The sequence below is a fragment of the Streptomyces sp. SirexAA-E genome (genome assembly GCF_000177195.2).
GTDB lineage: Bacteria > Actinomycetota > Actinomycetes > Streptomycetales > Streptomycetaceae > Streptomyces > Streptomyces flavovirens.
The window spans coordinates 4,884,436-4,899,881 of the sequence record NC_015953.1 but is presented as its reverse complement, the minus strand read 5'-3'; the positions used below and the strand labels follow the sequence as shown (position 1 = coordinate 4,899,881).

The following is a 15,446-nucleotide window of genomic DNA, read 5'->3' as shown; positions in this document are numbered from 1 at the left end:
ACGGGAAGGGCCTGTCCGTGCACCGTCGGGGCCGGTCCGAACGGAGCGGCGGGAGGGCCGCTCTGCGCGCGGAGAGCGCCGGGACAGAGCGGGCGAAACGCGGGATCGGCAACCGCTGAAAGCTGCCGCCGTCTCAGACAGCTTCGGAACCGGAGTGCGACTTCTCCATCGCTTCACGGAACCGGGCGTAGCCGGCGAGTTCGGTGACATCGCCTGTCGTGCGGTTACGGGCCGCCCACCCGCCCCATATCGCCGCGCCGAGAGCAGCGATAAGCGGAATCAGAAGCCATGCGAGTGCTGCCATTACGACCTCCCTGTCCATGAGCGACCGCAACTGACGATCAGAAGATTAACCAGGTGCAGGGACAACGCTCGTGGCAGGGGTGGGGTTACGCAAATCGGGGCTGATCTCGCCGCGGACGGTTTGCGATCAGCAGGCGCCGACCCATTCCTCCGTGCCGTCCGAGAAACGCTGGTGCTTCCAGATCGGCACCTCGCGCTTGAGGTCGTCGATGAGCGTGCGACAGGCCTCGAACGCCTCACCCCGATGGGCGCAGGACACCGCGACGACCACCGCCAGATCGCCTACCGCCAGCTCACCCACGCGGTGGACGGCGGCGAGACCCCGTACCGGGAAGTTCGCCACGACCTTCTCGGCCACGCGGCGCAGCTCCTCGACGGCCGTCGGATGGCAGGAGTAGCCGAGCGCGCCGACGTCCTGGCCGCCGTCGTGGTCACGCACCGTACCGACGAAGAGCGCGGTGCCCCCGGCCGCGTCGTCGCCCACCGCCCGGAAGACCTCGTCGACCGAGAGCGGTGTCTCCCGGATGTCCAGAAGCCGGATGGGGTCCGGGGCGGCCTGCTCGCCGGGATGGTCGTCGTGGGTGCGTGCCATGCACCCATCGTGCCGTACGGCACCGGCATCCCGGAATTGCGCTTTCGACCGGGGAGGCACCGGTCGCCTTGGAGCGTCCTACAGGAGCGCGCGGTCGGACCCCTGCGGAACCGGACGCTCAGAAGCGACGGCGTGCCTTGCGGGCCCGCCTGACCAGCGCGGCCGTGCCCAGCAGGGCGACGGTCGCCCCCGCCGCGCCCGCGGCTGTGGCGTCCTTGCGGCCGAGCCGTCGGCCGGCGACGGTGTGGCGCCCCTCGACCTCTTCCAGAAGTGCGGCGAGCACCTCTTCGTTGCTCCAGCGCGGCCGCCACCCCGCGTCGTGCAGCCGGCTCACGCTGACGACCCAGGGGTGCATCGTGTAGGCGAGGTCTCCGGCCGGGGACGGGGTGAGACCGATGCGGTGCAGCCGGGCCGCGGCCCCCAGGGCGACGGCGGACGGCAGCTCCATGCGGCGCACCCCGGAGAGCTCCTCCACCTCCTCCTGCTCGAGCCAGCCGTCGCAGCCCACCGCGAACTCCCCGTCGATCTTCCCCAGCGCGGCGTACTCCAGGGCCGTCACCAGGTCGTCCACGTGGCAGAACTGCCAGGCCGGGCGTGAGCCCGCCACGACCAGGAGCCTGGGCGACTCGAAGTAGCGGGTCAGGGCGGTGTCCGTGCCGCCGACCAGGACCGTGGGGCGTACGACCGTGACGTCGAGCCCGGGGTGGGCTCGGGGGGCGCGGCGGCCGAGCCGCTCGATCTCCAGGAGGTCGCCGACGCCGGTCGCCTCCGCGGTGGCCCGCAGCTCGGCGTCCTCCGCGAGTGGGATGTCGTTGTCGGGCAGGGCGCCGTAGACCATCGCCGAGGTGCAGAGCACGACCCGGTGCACCCCCACGGCAGCCGCGGCCGTGAGCACGGTCTGGGTGCCGCGTACGTTGTACGCCGTCCGTGCCGCAGGGTCGGTCTCCAGGTCGAGGTCGAGCGCCAGGTGCACGACGACGTCGGCGCCGCGCAGCTTCTCGGCGATGGCGGGGTCGCGGACGTCCAGGATGTGCCAGGTCGCCTCGGAGACGTCGCCGCGGCGCTCGTCGAGGGCGATGACGTGCTTGATCTCGTCACTGGCGGCGAGGTGCGCGGTGAGGAGGGCACCGACGCCGGTCGCGGCGCCGGTGACCGCGACGACGGGGCCCCGGTTCCCGGGGCGGTTTTTCTCGGGCGTGCTTTCGGCCGAGGGGTCGGTCAGGTTTCGCGCTGCGCGAACCTGCGGATCTGGGGAACTCACCGGGCGTCTCCAGCGGTTGTCTTCAGTACGTACCGGAAAGACGCGTACGTACCAGGTGGCGTCCATCCTGCCGCAGGCCGGGAGCCGGCGGAGCACTGAGGCCTCGAGCGGTCTCAGGTGTCTACGCTGGATGGTGATGTCGGGCAGCCGCCGTCGGTTCCAGCCGGCGGCCCTACGAGCCGAGGAAACCCGTGAGTGACACCCCATTCGGATTCGGCCTTCCGCCGGAGGAGCCGGAAGACGGCGACGAGGGCAAGAAGAAGGACCCCACCGGAGGTGGGCAGGGCTCGGGCGGGCCGGCGAACCCGTTCGGTATCGGGCCGGGGGCGGGCGGGGACAACCCGTTCGCCGCGATGTTCGGCTCGATGAACCCGAACGACCTGGGAGCGGCCTTCCAGCAGCTCGGCCAGATGCTGAGCTACGAGGGCGGCCCGGTCAACTGGGACATGGCCAAGCAGATCGCCCGCCAGACCGTGTCGCAGGGCACTCCGGACGGCAGCAAGGACGCCAGCGTCGGCCCGTCGGAGCGGTCCGCGGTCGACGAGGCGCTGCGTCTCGCGGATCTCTGGCTGGACGGCGTGACCTCGCTGCCCTCCGGTTCGGTCTCGACGGTGGCGTGGAGCCGTGCGGAGTGGGTCGAGGCGTCGCTGCCGGCCTGGCAGCAGTTGGTGGACCCGGTGGCGGAGCGCGTCGGCCTGGCCATGGGCGATGTGCTGCCCGAGGAGATGCAGGCCATGGCGGGCCCGCTGATCGGCATGATGCGGTCGATGGGCGGTGCCATGTTCGGTCAGCAGATCGGGCAGGCCGTGGGTGTGCTCGCCGGGGAGGTCGTGGGCTCGACCGACATCGGCCTTCCGCTGGGGCCGGCCGGCAAGGCCGCGCTGCTCCCGCTGAACGTCGAGCGGTTCGGCAAGGACCTGAGCGTGTCGCAGGACGAGGTGCGGCTGTACCTCGCGCTGCGTGAGGCGGCCCACCAGCGGCTCTTCGCCCATGTTCCCTGGCTGCGCTCGCACCTGTTCGGCGCGGTCGAGGCCTATGCGCGCGGCATCAAGGTCGACACGAGCAAGCTCGAGGACGTCGTCGGTCAGTTCGACCCGTCGCAGCCGGAGCAGTTGCAGGAGGCGCTCCAGCAGGGCATGTTCCAGCCGGAGGACACTCCGGAGCAGAAGGCGTCGCTGGCCCGTCTGGAGACGGCCCTCGCCCTCGTCGAGGGCTGGGTGGACGCGGTGGTGCACGAGGCCGCCAAGCCCCGGCTGACCTCGGCGGACGCGCTGCGAGAGACCATGCGCAGGCGCCGGGCGTCCGGTGGCCCCGCCGAGCAGACCTTCGCCACCCTGATCGGTCTCCAGCTCCGTCCGCGCCGGCTTCGCGACGCCTCCCGGCTGTGGGCCTCGCTCACGGACGCCCGGGGTGTGGACGGCCGGGACGGGCTCTGGGAGCACCCGGACATGCTGCCGACCGCGGCTGACCTGGACGACCCGGACGGTTTCGTGCACCACGAGCAGCTGGACTTCTCCGAGCTGGACAAGATGCTCGGGGAGGCGGCGAAGGGCCCCCAGAAGCCGCCCGCCGGGAAACCGGACGAGGACGGCCAGGACGGACCCGAGGACGAGGGCCCGCGTGACGAGGGCAAGGACGACACCGACCGGTGAGCCTGCACGACGACGCGCACACCGTCCTCGAGAAGTACGACGCGCACGACCCGGAGCAGTCCCCACTGCGGCAGGCGTATCTGGACCACCTCGCCGCCCACCCGGACGGCATGTGGAAGGCCTGCGGTGCCGGGCACCTCACCGCCAGCGCGCTGGTGATCGATCCGGACCGCGGCCGGGTGCTGCTGACCCTGCACAGGAAGCTGCGGATGTGGCTGCAGATGGGCGGGCACTGCGAACCGCGGGACGCCACCCTGGCGGCGGCCGCCCTGCGGGAGGCCACGGAGGAGTCGGGGATCACCGGGCTGGTCCTGCTGCCCGGTGGGCCGGTGCGGCTGGACCGCCATCCGATCCCCGCGCCCTGCCACTGGCATCTCGACGTGCAGTACGCGGCGACGGTGCCGTCCGGGGCCGTGGAGCGGATCAGCGACGAGTCACTGGACCTGCGCTGGTTCCGCTACGACGAGGTGGCCGCCGTGGCCGACGCCTCGGTCGTACGGCTGCTGAAGCACTCCCGCGCCCGGCTGGAGGGCCGCGGCTAGGGCGGTGCCCGAGGAGGTGGTCCCCGCCCGGGACCACCCCCCTCCCTCGTGTGTGGGCCCTGCCGCGTCAGTTCCAGGCGTTGTTCTGGTTCTGGCCGTGCGCGCCGTGCGGGCCCATGCCGAACTGAGCCGCCGCGCCCTGTCCGATCTGAGCGTTCTGCGGGGGCAGGACCTCGCTCGGCTGGACGAGGGCGAAGCCCTGGCCCAGGAAGCTCAGTTCCCAGCCCTCACCCGTGTCGCCACGGCGCCGGAAGACGCCCGAGGAGTGGGTCTGGGCCTGCATCTGCACCCGTAGCGCGCTCGACCAGGCGACGATCGCGTCGGCGTCGGCGCTGACGTACTTGTCCGGCGTGACCTGCATCATCAGCGGCCGGCCCGAGGTCATCAGGGCGACCTTGCCGTTCCCGGAGATGTTCAGCTGGTACTTCCCGGTGCCTGAGATCCCGTACTGGCTGTCCACCGCGATGACCTCGGTGTGCAGCGAGGAGTCCAGGGCGAGCACATAGGCGCTGTCGACCGTGATGCCCTCGTGGTCGACGTCGACCACGTGGACGTACTGGGCGAGGTTGGCCAGGAAGACCGTGCCCTGGCCCGAGCAGCGCATCAGGTCCAGCCCCTCGCCGGTGCGGCGCCGGGCGTTGCGCTGCCCGTGCGACTGGTACTCACCGTCGAACTCCATGAGCCCCTGGTAGGCGACCATGGCGCCCTTACGGGCGAGGACGTCGTCGTGACCGGTCAGCGAGACCCGCAGGAGCTGCGGGTTCTGGACCGTGTAGCGGTCCTGCGACTGCTGTTCCGTGTGGTTGAAAAGTGGGCTCTGCATGGTGCGTTCTCCCCCGCTCAGTTCCGGATCCGCAGGCGGTCGGTACTGTCCTCGCTCGGCTGGACGACGACGATGCCCTGGCCCGAGAAGGCCATCTGGTACGCCTCACCGCTCCCCCGCCCGATCAGGGAGCCCGCCTTGAAGCTGCGCTTGCCCTTCACCTTGAGGTTCGGGGACCAGGCGACGAGCGCGTCGGGGTCGACGTACGTCTCGTCCTCGCCCCGGCCGCAGTCGACGACGACCGGGGTGCCACGTGAGGTGATGGCCACCCAGCCGGTGCCCTGGACCGCGACGTTCCACAGCCCCTGCCCGGCGAACTTCGCCAGGCCCTTGACCCGCTCGACGCCCCAGGAGAGGTGGCTGTCGAACGCCAGGAGATTGGTTCCGTTGACCGACAGCGCCTCGTTGTCGAGGTGGATGACGACGACGTCCGCGCCGTAGTCGGCGAGGTAGAGGAGCCCGTCACCGGAGCACTTCATGAGGGGCGCGCCCTCGCCGGTGATCCACTGCGAGGCGATCTGCCGTACGGCGGGCGGGTTGGGCTCGTACTGGATGAAGCCCTCGTAGGCCACCATCGAACCGGTCCGTGCGTAGAGGTCCTGGCCGGTGGCCATGGCGACCTTGAGCATCGTGTGGCCGTGGTTCTCCATCCGGGCCGTGACGGGGGTCGGGGCGTAGCCCGCGAGTTGGTGCTGGTTCATGACGGGCTCCCTCAGACCTCGTAGGGCTGGACGACGATGAAGTTCCCGGGGGCGCCCCGGAACTGGAGGTTCACGGTCTCTCCGCTGTGCCCGGGATAGGCGTTGCGGCGGAGCCGGACCTGGCTGGAGACAATCACCTGGGAGGCGGACGACCACGCCACGACGGCGTTGCAGTCGGCGAAGGTGGTGGGGGTGACCGGCAGGACCACCGGGACCCCGTGCGTCTTGACGACGACGGTGCCGGTGCCTTGGAACTGCATGGTGAACAGGGCGCCGCCGGGGATCCCGTGCCCTTCGATCCTGCGGACCTCGTACTGCAGCGACTCGTCGAAGGCGAGGACGTTCTCCGCGGAGACGCAGATGCCGTCGCCCTGCAGCTCGATCGGGTGCAGATGTGATCCGTCCTCGGCGAAGAAGACCTGGCCGCGGCCGGTGCAGCGCATGAGCTGCATCTCCTGGCCCGTCGCGTTCCCGACCACGCGGCCGGCGAAGCCCGCACCCTTGTAGCCGAAGTCGACCTTGCCCTGGTACATCACCATGCTGCCCTGGCGTGCCAGGACGGGCATGTCGCCCAGGGTCAGGTCGGCCCGCATGAGCTGCTGGTTCTGCGACGTCCAACGCTGCCCGGTGGCCGCCTCCTTGTAGGGCTGGAGCGCGGCCTGGAGGCCTCCACCGGTCTGCGGCGCACCGCCCTGCGGTACGGGAGGCTGCTGGCCGAACGGGGCGGGCGGGTGCTGTCCGAACGGCGGAGCGGGTGGCGGGACGCCCTGCCCCGGGATGTGACCGGGGACCTGGCCGAACTGCGGCGGCTGGGGCGGCTGTCCGTAGGGGCCTGTGGCCTGGGGCGCCATGGGTGCCTGAGGCGGCATCGGCGCCTGAGGCGGCATCGGCGCCTGAGGGGGCTGAGGTGCGGTCGGTGCGTGCGGGGGCCGGGGCGCGAGCGGCGCCACTATGGTCGGTGCCGCGTGTACGGGCTGGTGCTGCGGGGCGGGAGCCGGCGGGGCGGGCGGGGCACCGAAGGCCGGTGCGGGCTGCGGGGCCTGGGGTGCGGCCGGAACACCGAAGGCCGGGGGCGCGGAGGTCTCGGCCGGCGGGGCGAAGCCCGGAGCGGCCCCCTGCGCCGGAGCGGGCGGTTCCTCTTCGGCGACCTCGCCGCCGAAGTTCCTCAGCAGTGCGTCCAGCCCGCCGTCGAACCCCTGGCCGACCGCGGCGAACCGCCAGACGTCCTTGAGGTAGAAGTCGCCGAGCATGACCGCGCGTTCGGTGGTGAACTCGGTCCCGTCGAAGGCGTATCTCACCACTTCCTCGCCGCCCGCGACGACCCGTATGTAGCCGGGCCCGATCTGCGACATCTGCCCCGCGCCGTCGATCGTGGCGGTGAAGGAAAGCTTGTGGATGTTCGCCGGAATACGGTCGAGGGTGACGCGGAAGGACTCGGTGTCACCGGCCTGGGCGCCAAGGAGCTGAATGGACTCCTCCGGCGACTTCGGTTGATTGAAGAAGATGAAATACCGGTCGTCCGAGAGCTGCTCATCGGCGTCGAGACCGAAGCAGCTGATGTCGAACGCCAGGCCTGGGGCCGCGATCCGCACACCTACGTACAGATCCGTCCCTGCTGTCAGATCACTGATCTTGGCCTTGTGGCCCCGTTGGAATTCCCTGGCCATGCGTAACGACCGTCCCCCATCCCGAAGGTGAATACGTCGCGTCAGGCTAGCCGCAAACCGCTCCATCGAGCCAAGCCGGTACAGACCCGGTACAGAACCGCCGAATGTCACGCCTCCCGCGCGGCGGGCAGGTGGGGCAGCCGCTCGGCCGCCACGACTCCTTCGAGGTAGCCGCGGGCCCGCTCGGTACGGGGGTACGCCTCCAGCAGGCGCCAGAACCGCGGGCCGTGGCCGGGCACCAGGAGATGGGCCAGTTCGTGGAGGAGGACGTAGTCGACGACGTACTCCGGCATGCCCTGCAGACGGTGGGAGAGACGGATGCTGCCCTCGGCCGGGGTGCAGGACCCCCAGCGGGTGTTCTGGTTGGTGACCCAGCGCACCGAGGCGGGCCGGGCCCTGCCGCCGAAGTACTGGCCGGACAGCCGCTCGGCCCGTTCCGACAACTCGCTGTCCCCGATCACCTTCTTGCTCTCCTGGGCGGCGAGCTTGTCGAGCATCACCCCGATCCACCGCCGCTCCTCGGCCTCGGACATCCGGGCGGGAATGAGCACGATGGTGCGGTCACCCTCGCGGTAGGCGGAAACCGTGCGGCTGCGCCGGGAGCTCCGGCGGACCTCCACCGCGCTCGTCACCGACGCGGGAGGCCGGCGGGCTGCCGCGCTGTGCTGTGGGCTTCCGGCACTGCGCGCGGGGGTCTCCCCGGCGGGGCCGAACGTGGAGTCGGCGGACACGCCACGACGTTACCCTCTGCGAGCACGGGAAGTCCCGTCCCACCTCCGGTTCGAGATGATCGTCTTCATGGCGCGCACCATTTGAACGACTAATACCGCGCCCTGTGGATAACTTTCGGCACGTATCTCCCCCACATTGCATTCTGACAACGGATCTGAAGTCCGACCGGGGAGAAGTCATGCATCCGATGTTGAAGCCCGCACTGCGCAGGGCCTGGCGTGGAAGGAACACCGTGCAATTCGGAGTGACTCCCGCACACGCGGTGATGCTGGGGCCGATGGATATCGCCACGGGAAGCTTTCTCGAACTGCTCGACGGGACACGGGGGCTTTCCATGCTGCGGGAAGAGGCCAGAGCACTGGACCTGTCCGACCGCCACGTGGACGTGCTGGTGGCCCGGCTGACGGCGGCCGGGCTGCTCGACGACCCCAAGGCGGGTGGCCCGGAGGCCGACGCGTTACGTCAGCGGGCCGAGACCCTGGACCGGCAGCGTCCCGACGCGGCGTCCCTGTCGGTCGTCCACCCGGCGCCGGGGAGCGGGCTGCGCAGGCTGGCGGCCCGGCAGGGGATGCGGGTCCAGGTGAGGGGAGCCGGCCGCGTGGGGGCCACGATCGCGGCCGTGCTCTCCGCCTCGGGTGTCGGCAGGGTCGATGTGCTCGACGGTGGCCGCGCCGAGCCGTGGGACGTGGCCCCCGGCGGCCTTCCGGCCGCGGCGGTCGGGGAGCGGAGGGACACGGCGGCCCGCCAGTTGGTCCGCCGGTCCGCCGTCGGCGGCGCGCCCCGGGCGCCCGAGCAGGACAGGGGCGCCGTGGGAGGCGGACCGGCGCTGTCCCTCGTTGTGGTGGCACCCCGGGACGGCCTCTCCGTGTACGCCCCCGACCCGGACACGGCGGCGTCCTGGATCGCCTCGGGCACACCGCATCTCTACGCGGGGGTGATCGAGGCCACCGGGGTGGTCGGCCCGCTGGTGCTGCCCGGGGGCACCGGATGCGCGGGGTGCCTGGCGCTTCACCGGACCGAGCGGGACCCGCAATGGCCCCGCATGCTCGCCCAGTGGAGGTCGGGGCGGCGGACCACGGTGCCCGCCTGCGACCTGGGGCTGGCGACGGCCGTGGCCGGGCTGGCGGCGGCCCACGCGCTGTCGTTCCTCGACGGCGAGTTGCCCGCCAGTACGGGCGCCCGGTGGGAGGCCGCCCTGCCGCTGCTGGACTGGCGCTCGGACCGGCTCGATCCGCACGCCGGCTGCTCCTGTGGTGCCGCCGGGCAGACTGAGGGGGAGCTCACCTCCGCGACAGGGGCGGCTCAGGACACAATGGCGGGGTGACCGCTGCCGGTGGAGCAGGGCCGACATGCTCACGCGGCACGGCAGTCTGTGAACTGGAGGGGCACATGTCTGATCTTCCCCGCAAGGCGGTCACCCGCACCGCGAAGCTGGCCGCGCTGCCGATCGGGTTCGCCGGCCGGGCCACCTGGGGCCTGGGCAAGCGGATCGGCGGGCGGTCCGCGGAGATCGTGGCCCGTGAGGTCCAGCAGCGCACCGCAGAGCAACTCTTCAAGGTTCTCGGTGAGTTGAAAGGAGGCGCGATGAAGCTCGGGCAAGCTCTGTCCGTCTTCGAGTCCGCTCTCCCCGAGGATGTCGCCGGCCCCTACCGGGCGGCGCTGACCAAGCTGCAGGAAGCCGCGCCCCCCATGCCCACCCGCACCGTGCACGCCGTGCTGGCGGAGCGGCTCGGGGAGCACTGGCAGGAGCTCTTCCTCACCTTCGAGGACCAGCCGGCCGCCGCCGCGTCGATCGGCCAGGTCCACCGCGCGGTGTGGCACGACGGACGCGATGTCGCCGTGAAGGTGCAGTACCCGGGGGCGGGTGAGGCACTGCTTTCCGACCTCACCCAACTCGGTCGCTTCGCCCGCCTGTTCGGCCCGCTCGTCCCCGGGATGGACATCAAGCCGCTCATCACGGAGCTGCGCGACCGGGTCTCCGAGGAGCTGGACTACGCGCTGGAGGCACAGGCGCAGCAGGAGCACGCGGCGGAGTTCGCGGACGACCCCGATGTGGTGATCCCCGGGGTGGTGCACCAGTCCGAGCAGGTGCTGGTGACGGAGTGGATCGGCGGAACGCCCCTGTCGGAGGTGATCGCCGACGGCACACCAGAGCAACGGGACCGGGCGGGCCAGCTGCTCGCGCGTTTCCTCTTCTCGGGTCCGGCGCGCACCGGCCTGCTCCACGCCGACCCGCACCCGGGCAACTTCCGGCTGCTTCCCCCGGACGAGTCCACCGGGGAGGTCGGGGAAGCCGTCGACGGGGAGGCCTCTCGATGGCGGCTGGGCGTCCTTGACTTCGGCACCGTGGACCGGCTGCCCGACGGGCTGCCCGGCACCATCGGTGACGCTCTCAGGATGACGCTGGACGGCGATGCGGAAGCGGTCTACGACATGCTCCGGGAGGAAGGCTTCGTCAAGGACTCGATCGATCTCCCCCCGGATGCCGTGCTCGACTATCTGCTTCCGATCATCGAGCCCGCACAGGTGGAGGAGTTCACGTTCACCCGGTCCTGGCTGCGGACCCAGGCCGCCCGGATCGCAGATCCCCGCTCACCCGCCCACCAGTTGGGCAAGCAGCTGAACCTCCCTCCCTCCTATCTGCTGATACACCGCGTCACGCTGAGCACGATCGGTGTGCTGTGCCAGCTGGGCGCGACCGTGCGCCTTCGGGACGAACTGGAGTCCTGGCTTCCGGGCTTCGTTCTCGACGACGCGTCCGAACCGGCGGAGGGCGCGGTGCACGAGGAGGGCGCGGTGGTCGAGGCCTGACCTCACGGGACGCCGTACTCCCGGCGTCGGACATGTGCCCGGGCCTGCGAACCCGTGAGTCGGGGCAGGCAGGGCAGGCGGGCCGTCACCACCGGTCGGAGTCGAGCCGGCCTTCGATCGCCCTGATGTGGGCGCGGGCGCAGCCCTCGCAGAGGTACTGACGTCTGCCGCCCTCGACGGAGCATACCCAGGTCGCGGGCGCGGTGTCGTTGTCGGCCGCCCTGCCGCAATGGACGCACAACGGGCGCTCGTCGTTCGCGCCACTGTCCGAGACGGCACTGCCCAGGACGCCGCTGTCCAGGACGTCGCTGTCCGCGTCGCCGTGCGCATCGCCGACGTCCGAGCCGGTGGGGTTCCGCGTCTGCTCGTCCACCCTGGTGACGATAGCCCTGGCGTCCCCGCGGGGCACGGCCGATTACACCGCACAACGCCCTGCGGGGCCGGGTCCGTCGGACCGGCCCCGCAGGGGTGGGTGGCCCGCGGGACGGAGCGGTCGCCCCGCGGACGGTGCTACATGTGCCGGCGGTGGTTCGGGTGCCGGTGGTGGTTCGGGTGCCGGTGGTGCCTCAGTGCATGACCGCCATGGCGAGCGCACGACGGGCACGCATCGAAGCGCGCTCCGCCCGGCGCTGCATCCGCCGGGCCGCCACCAGGCGCACGGCCTGGCGGTCCGCCTCGGCTTCCCTCAGGCGGTCGTGCATATGCGCACGGGCCAGGGCTTCTGGGATGAGTTGCATTTCGCGGGTCCTGTTCTGACGCGAGTCGTTCGCGCCGATGATGGTGACGTCCGGGGTCGCGGAGCCGACGGGCTCCCTCGTGGGCGTGGTCATGGGTGCTCGATTTCGGGGGTCATGAGTCTGGGGACGGTCGATCGTTCCGAGGCGCTTCATCGTTCCGAGGCGCTTGACAGCTGTGGGGGGCATGACGTCCAGGCCGGTGATCACGCTGCGACCGGGTTCTTGCGAGGACGGCCACGCGGCCGCTTGCGAGCGACGACGACGCCCTGGACGAAGAGCTCGCCACCCCAGACGCCCCACGGCTCACGCCGCTCCTTGGCGCCCGCGAGGCAGGCTTCGACGAGCGGGCAGGTCCGGCAGAGCGACTTGGCGTACTCGACGTCGGCCGGCGACTCGGCGAAGAAGACCTCCGGGTCGTAGGCACGGCAGGGTACGGGCACGCCGAGGTTCTCGATGGCGTCGTCGAGCGCGGTGAGCGCGGTGAGGGGGAGCAAGGTGGAGTCCTCCGTGAGGCCGGGCGGGGAGATCGTGTCGGAAGGCGGTACGGACGGGGCGTGCGTCTCGATGGGCACGGTGTTGTTGTCCTCGTCTGGTCGTGCCGGCCTGTTGGCCGGTTGGCGGCTGGTACCAGGTCCTGCTGTCCCGAGGCTCCTTCGTCTCGTCTCGTCCGTTCGGACAAAACAAAAGGGCCGCGGATCCCGAGTGGGGTTCCGCGGCCCTGAAGGCGCCGGCCTGATTCAGAATCAGGCTGGATCACTCCAGGGTTCAGGCCCACGGAAGGCCCACATCGTGTGGTGGTGCTGCGTCGTCTGCTTCTCGGCTCCGGCACCGGCTGCCGCAAAGGCATAGGCCTGGGCCTGTGCCTTCGCTACTGCTGCCGCCGGTGCCTCGGTCGGTCGCTCATTGCGCTCCCGCACGGGGAGGGAGGCCAGGGACAGCGGGCTGACGGCAGAGCTGCCGGACATACCGGTGCCACGGAGCGAGAGTTCCGAAGAGGCGATGACGCCGAGCGAGCAGGCGGAGACGACCGAGAGATCGGTCATTTTGATGGTGTTGATGATGCTGATCACTGCAATCGCCTCCTCTCGGCGTCTCGGGGGACCGGCCGGGGCCGGTCCTTCGGTATTCGGATAAGTACAGCACGGAGTCAGGGCTTCAGAGAAGTCGCTGTTCCCGTGGTTAAGAACCTATGGTGACGACTGCTGCGGGCGCAAACTATTTTTCCGACGAGTTTCGCTCACACACCCCAGCTGTCCTCGGCGGAGTCTTCCTCCACCGTCTGACCTGCGCAGATGGCCAGAACGTCGGCGCCGAACCTGGTCAACTTCCGGTTCCCGACACCGGCGATGACGACCAGCTCCGACTCGCTGCCCGGCACCGTCTCCGCGATCGCCATCAGCGTCTTGTCGGTGAAGACGCAGTAGGCGGGCTGGCTGATCTCCTTCGCCCGGGCCGCCCGCCACGCGCGGAGTCGCTCGTACAGGGCCTCGTCCATGTCCGACGGGCAGTCCTCGCAGCGCATCAGCTTCATCTCGCCGGCGTCCGTGAGGGTCCTGCCGCAGACACGGCACCGCACCGGCCCGCGACGCCGGGGGCGGACCTCGGCCTGGGTGCCGGTACGGGCCGCGCCCGCACCGGCACCGGAGCCGCGGTCGATGCCGGCTCCGCCTCCGGCGCCGCTCCGTACGCCGTGCGCGGTGGAGCCGGGCCGCAGTCCGTTGAGGAAGCGCGTCGGCCGGCGGCTCGCGCGTCCCCCGGGCGATCGGGCCAGGGCCCATGACAGCGAGAGGTGGAAACGCGCCCGGGTGACCCCGACGTACAGCAGCCGGCGCTCCTCCTCGACCTGTTCGTCGGTCTTGGCGTAGGCGATCGGCATCATGCCTTCGGTCATCCCGACGAGGAACGCCGCGTCCCATTCCAGGCCCTTCGCCGAGTGCAGGGAGGCCAGCGTGACGCCCTGGACCGTCGGGGCGTGCTGTGCGGCGGCCCGCTCGTCCAGCTCCGCGACCAGGTCGGAGAGGGTGGCACCCGGCCGGGCCTGCTCGAAGTCCTCGGCGAGCCGCACCAGCGCGGCCAGGGACTCCCAGCGGTCCCGCACGGCCCCGGAGCCGGCGGGCGGCGTGGTCGTCCAGCCCTTCGTGGACAGCACCGCCCGCACCTCGGCCGGCAGGTCGTCCGCTCCGTCGAGCAATGGGTCGTTGCCCCCGGCGCGGGCGGCGCCGCGCAGGGCGACACCGGCCTCGCGTACCTCGGCCCGGTCGAAGAAGCGCTCCGCGCCGCGCAGCTGGTAGGGCACGCCGGCGTCCGCGAGCGCCTGCTCGTAGACCTCGGACTGGGAGTTGACCCGGTAGAGCACGGCGATCTCCCCGGCCGGGACACCGGCCGCGATCAGATCACGGACCCTGCGCGCGGTGCCCTCCGCTTCCGCCGGCTCGTCCGGGTACTCCGTGAAGACGGGTTCGGGGCCCTTCTCGCGCTGGGACACCAGCTCCAGCCGGTGTTCGGCTGCCCTGCCGCGGGCCTGGCTCAGCAGGCCGTTCGCCAGATGGACCACCTGGGGCGTGGAGCGGTAGTCACGCACCAGCTTGACGACCGTCGCCTGCGGATGGCGGGTGCGGAAGTTCAGCAGGTGCTCGGGGGTGGCCCCGGTGAAGGAGTAGATCGTCTGGCTGGCGTCACCGACCACGCAGAGGTCGTCCCGGTCACCGAGCCAGAGGTCGAGAAGGCGCTGCTGGAGCGGGCTGACGTCCTGGTACTCGTCCACGACGAAGTGCTGGTACTGACGGCGCACGTGGTCGGCGATGTCGTGCCGGTCCTGGAGTATCCCGACGGTCAGCAGCAGCACGTCCTCGAAGTCGATCACCGACCGCTCGCGCTTCAGCTGCTCGTACGCCGAGTAGATCTGGGAGAGCTCCGCCGGGTCGCGCGGAGCGTCCCGCTGGGTCTTGGCGACGGCCGCCGGATAGTCGGCGGGCACGGTCTGGGTGACCTTGGCCCATTCGATCTCGCTCGTGGCGTCCCGCAGCTCGTTGCGGTCCAGGCGGATCCCGCAGCGGGCAGCGGCCTCGGCGACCAGCTGCACCTTGCGCTCCACCAGCCGTGGGAGTTCACCGCCGACCGCTTTCGGCCAGAAGTACTGGAGCTGGCGCAGGGCTGCGGAGTGGAACGTCCGCGCCTGCACACCGGTCGCCCCGAGCTGACGGAGACGGCCGCGCAGTTCGCCCGCCGCGCGGTTGGTGAAGGTGACGGCGAGCACGGTCGCGGGCTGGAGGATCCCGGACCGCACTCCGTACGCGATGCGGTGCGTGATCGCCCTCGTCTTGCCCGTCCCGGCTCCGGCCAGCACGCAGACGGGGCCGCCGAGGGCCAGCGCGACCTCGCGCTGCTCCGGGTCGAGCCCGTCGAGCACGGCGTCCGCGGACTCCGGGACCTGGGGGAAGAGGGTGGAATGCGTTGCTGCTGTCACCCCGCCATGCTGCCAGGTCCCGAGGGGCGGATGCGGAGGTTGTCCACAGGGGGTGCCGTTCGTCGTACCGGTGGGAGCGGCCTGAGCGGTGGCGGGAATGGCGGTCGGGTCCCGTACGTTCGTCGGAAGGGAGGCACCTCCCTCCCTCCACTCGGGGCG

At 71.1% G+C, this 15,446-nt stretch carries 16 protein-coding genes; 4 read left to right on the top strand and 12 right to left on the bottom strand.

From position 1 onward, the window contains the following. Positions 1-133 precede the first annotated feature (133 nt). The 3 genes from SACTE_RS34665 to SACTE_RS22010 all read right to left on the bottom strand — a co-directional run bounded on the left by SACTE_RS34665 (position 134) and on the right by SACTE_RS22010 (position 2,156). A complete protein-coding gene (locus SACTE_RS34665; protein WP_014048224.1) occupies positions 134-304 on the bottom strand; it encodes a hypothetical protein in 171 nt (56 codons plus the stop codon). A 126-nt stretch (positions 305-430) separates the two neighbouring features. After that, positions 431-895 (bottom strand): molybdenum cofactor biosynthesis protein MoaE, encoded by a 465-nt coding sequence (locus SACTE_RS22015; RefSeq protein WP_014048223.1) that lies wholly within the window; start codon positions 893-895, stop codon positions 431-433. Between the two features lie 118 nt (positions 896-1,013). Further along, positions 1,014-2,156: an SDR family oxidoreductase gene (locus SACTE_RS22010; protein ID WP_014048222.1), complete on the bottom strand. Its 1,143-nt coding sequence runs from the start codon at positions 2,154-2,156 to the stop codon at positions 1,014-1,016. A gap of 191 nt (positions 2,157-2,347) precedes the next feature. Here SACTE_RS22010 and SACTE_RS22005 point away from each other — a divergent pair, with 191 nt between their 5' ends. Next, positions 2,348-3,808, top strand: a complete 1,461-nt coding sequence (locus SACTE_RS22005; protein WP_014048221.1) for a zinc-dependent metalloprotease — start codon at positions 2,348-2,350, stop codon at positions 3,806-3,808. Further along, positions 3,805-4,350, top strand: coding sequence for an NUDIX hydrolase (locus tag SACTE_RS22000; protein ID WP_014048220.1), 546 nt, complete (start codon positions 3,805-3,807; stop codon positions 4,348-4,350). Before SACTE_RS22005 ends, SACTE_RS22000 begins: the two co-directional genes overlap by 4 nt. Positions 4,351-4,417: 67 nt before the next feature. On the opposite strand, the gene SACTE_RS21995 is transcribed toward SACTE_RS22000, so the two are convergent. The 4 genes from SACTE_RS21995 to SACTE_RS21980 all read right to left on the bottom strand — a co-directional run bounded on the left by SACTE_RS21995 (position 4,418) and on the right by SACTE_RS21980 (position 8,272). Further along, positions 4,418-5,173: an AIM24 family protein gene (locus tag SACTE_RS21995; protein ID WP_014048219.1), complete on the bottom strand. Its 756-nt coding sequence runs from the start codon at positions 5,171-5,173 to the stop codon at positions 4,418-4,420. 17 nt (positions 5,174-5,190) lie between these two features. Further along, positions 5,191-5,874 (bottom strand): AIM24 family protein, encoded by a 684-nt coding sequence (locus tag SACTE_RS21990; protein WP_014048218.1) that lies wholly within the window; start codon positions 5,872-5,874, stop codon positions 5,191-5,193. Between the two features lie 11 nt (positions 5,875-5,885). After that, the gene (locus SACTE_RS21985; protein WP_014048217.1) at positions 5,886-7,541 is read right to left on the bottom strand and encodes a TerD family protein; all 1,656 of its coding nucleotides are present in this window, start codon (positions 7,539-7,541) and stop codon (positions 5,886-5,888) included. A 107-nt stretch (positions 7,542-7,648) separates the two neighbouring features. Next, positions 7,649-8,272, bottom strand: coding sequence for a M48 family metallopeptidase (locus SACTE_RS21980; protein ID WP_026358941.1), 624 nt, complete (start codon positions 8,270-8,272; stop codon positions 7,649-7,651). Positions 8,273-8,451: 179 nt separating this feature from the next. Here SACTE_RS21980 and SACTE_RS21975 point away from each other — a divergent pair, with 179 nt between their 5' ends. Then, positions 8,452-9,597: a ThiF family adenylyltransferase gene (locus tag SACTE_RS21975; protein WP_014048215.1), complete on the top strand. Its 1,146-nt coding sequence runs from the start codon at positions 8,452-8,454 to the stop codon at positions 9,595-9,597. 65 nt (positions 9,598-9,662) lie between these two features. Next, positions 9,663-11,084, top strand: a complete 1,422-nt coding sequence (locus SACTE_RS21970; protein ID WP_014048214.1) for an AarF/ABC1/UbiB kinase family protein — start codon at positions 9,663-9,665, stop codon at positions 11,082-11,084. 85 nt (positions 11,085-11,169) lie between these two features. Here the strand turns inward: SACTE_RS21970 and SACTE_RS21965 are convergent, their stop codons facing one another. From SACTE_RS21965 to SACTE_RS21945, 5 genes are all read right to left on the bottom strand, one after another. Then, positions 11,170-11,457 (bottom strand): hypothetical protein, encoded by a 288-nt coding sequence (locus tag SACTE_RS21965; RefSeq protein ID WP_202434535.1) that lies wholly within the window; start codon positions 11,455-11,457, stop codon positions 11,170-11,172. A gap of 193 nt (positions 11,458-11,650) precedes the next feature. Continuing rightward, positions 11,651-11,974: a hypothetical protein gene (locus SACTE_RS21960; RefSeq protein WP_014048212.1), complete on the bottom strand. Its 324-nt coding sequence runs from the start codon at positions 11,972-11,974 to the stop codon at positions 11,651-11,653. A 50-nt stretch (positions 11,975-12,024) separates the two neighbouring features. Then, positions 12,025-12,393: a WhiB family transcriptional regulator gene (locus SACTE_RS21955; protein WP_014048211.1), complete on the bottom strand. Its 369-nt coding sequence runs from the start codon at positions 12,391-12,393 to the stop codon at positions 12,025-12,027. Positions 12,394-12,564: 171 nt separating this feature from the next. Continuing rightward, positions 12,565-12,891, bottom strand: coding sequence for a hypothetical protein (locus SACTE_RS21950; protein WP_014048210.1), 327 nt, complete (start codon positions 12,889-12,891; stop codon positions 12,565-12,567). A gap of 167 nt (positions 12,892-13,058) precedes the next feature. Then, positions 13,059-15,287: an ATP-dependent DNA helicase UvrD2 gene (locus SACTE_RS21945; protein ID WP_026358942.1), complete on the bottom strand. Its 2,229-nt coding sequence runs from the start codon at positions 15,285-15,287 to the stop codon at positions 13,059-13,061. Positions 15,288-15,446 lie beyond the last annotated feature (159 nt).

Excerpts from the sequence above, each read along its gene's own strand:
- SACTE_RS34665 (WP_014048224.1), bottom strand. The coding sequence starts at position 304 with ATGGCAGCACTCGCATGGCTTCTGATTCCGCTTATCGCTGCTCTCGGC.
- SACTE_RS22015 (WP_014048223.1), bottom strand. The coding sequence starts at position 895 with ATGGCACGCACCCACGACGACCATCCCGGCGAGCAGGCCGCCCCGGAC.
- SACTE_RS21995 (WP_014048219.1), bottom strand. The coding sequence starts at position 5,173 with ATGCAGAGCCCACTTTTCAACCACACGGAACAGCAGTCGCAGGACCGC.
- SACTE_RS21990 (WP_014048218.1), bottom strand. The coding sequence starts at position 5,874 with ATGAACCAGCACCAACTCGCGGGCTACGCCCCGACCCCCGTCACGGCC.
- SACTE_RS21985 (WP_014048217.1), bottom strand. The coding sequence starts at position 7,541 with ATGGCCAGGGAATTCCAACGGGGCCACAAGGCCAAGATCAGTGATCTG.
- SACTE_RS21975 (WP_014048215.1), top strand. The coding sequence starts at position 8,452 with ATGCATCCGATGTTGAAGCCCGCACTGCGCAGGGCCTGGCGTGGAAGG.
- SACTE_RS21970 (WP_014048214.1), top strand. The coding sequence starts at position 9,663 with ATGTCTGATCTTCCCCGCAAGGCGGTCACCCGCACCGCGAAGCTGGCC.
- SACTE_RS21960 (WP_014048212.1), bottom strand. The coding sequence starts at position 11,974 with ATGAAGCGCCTCGGAACGATCGACCGTCCCCAGACTCATGACCCCCGA.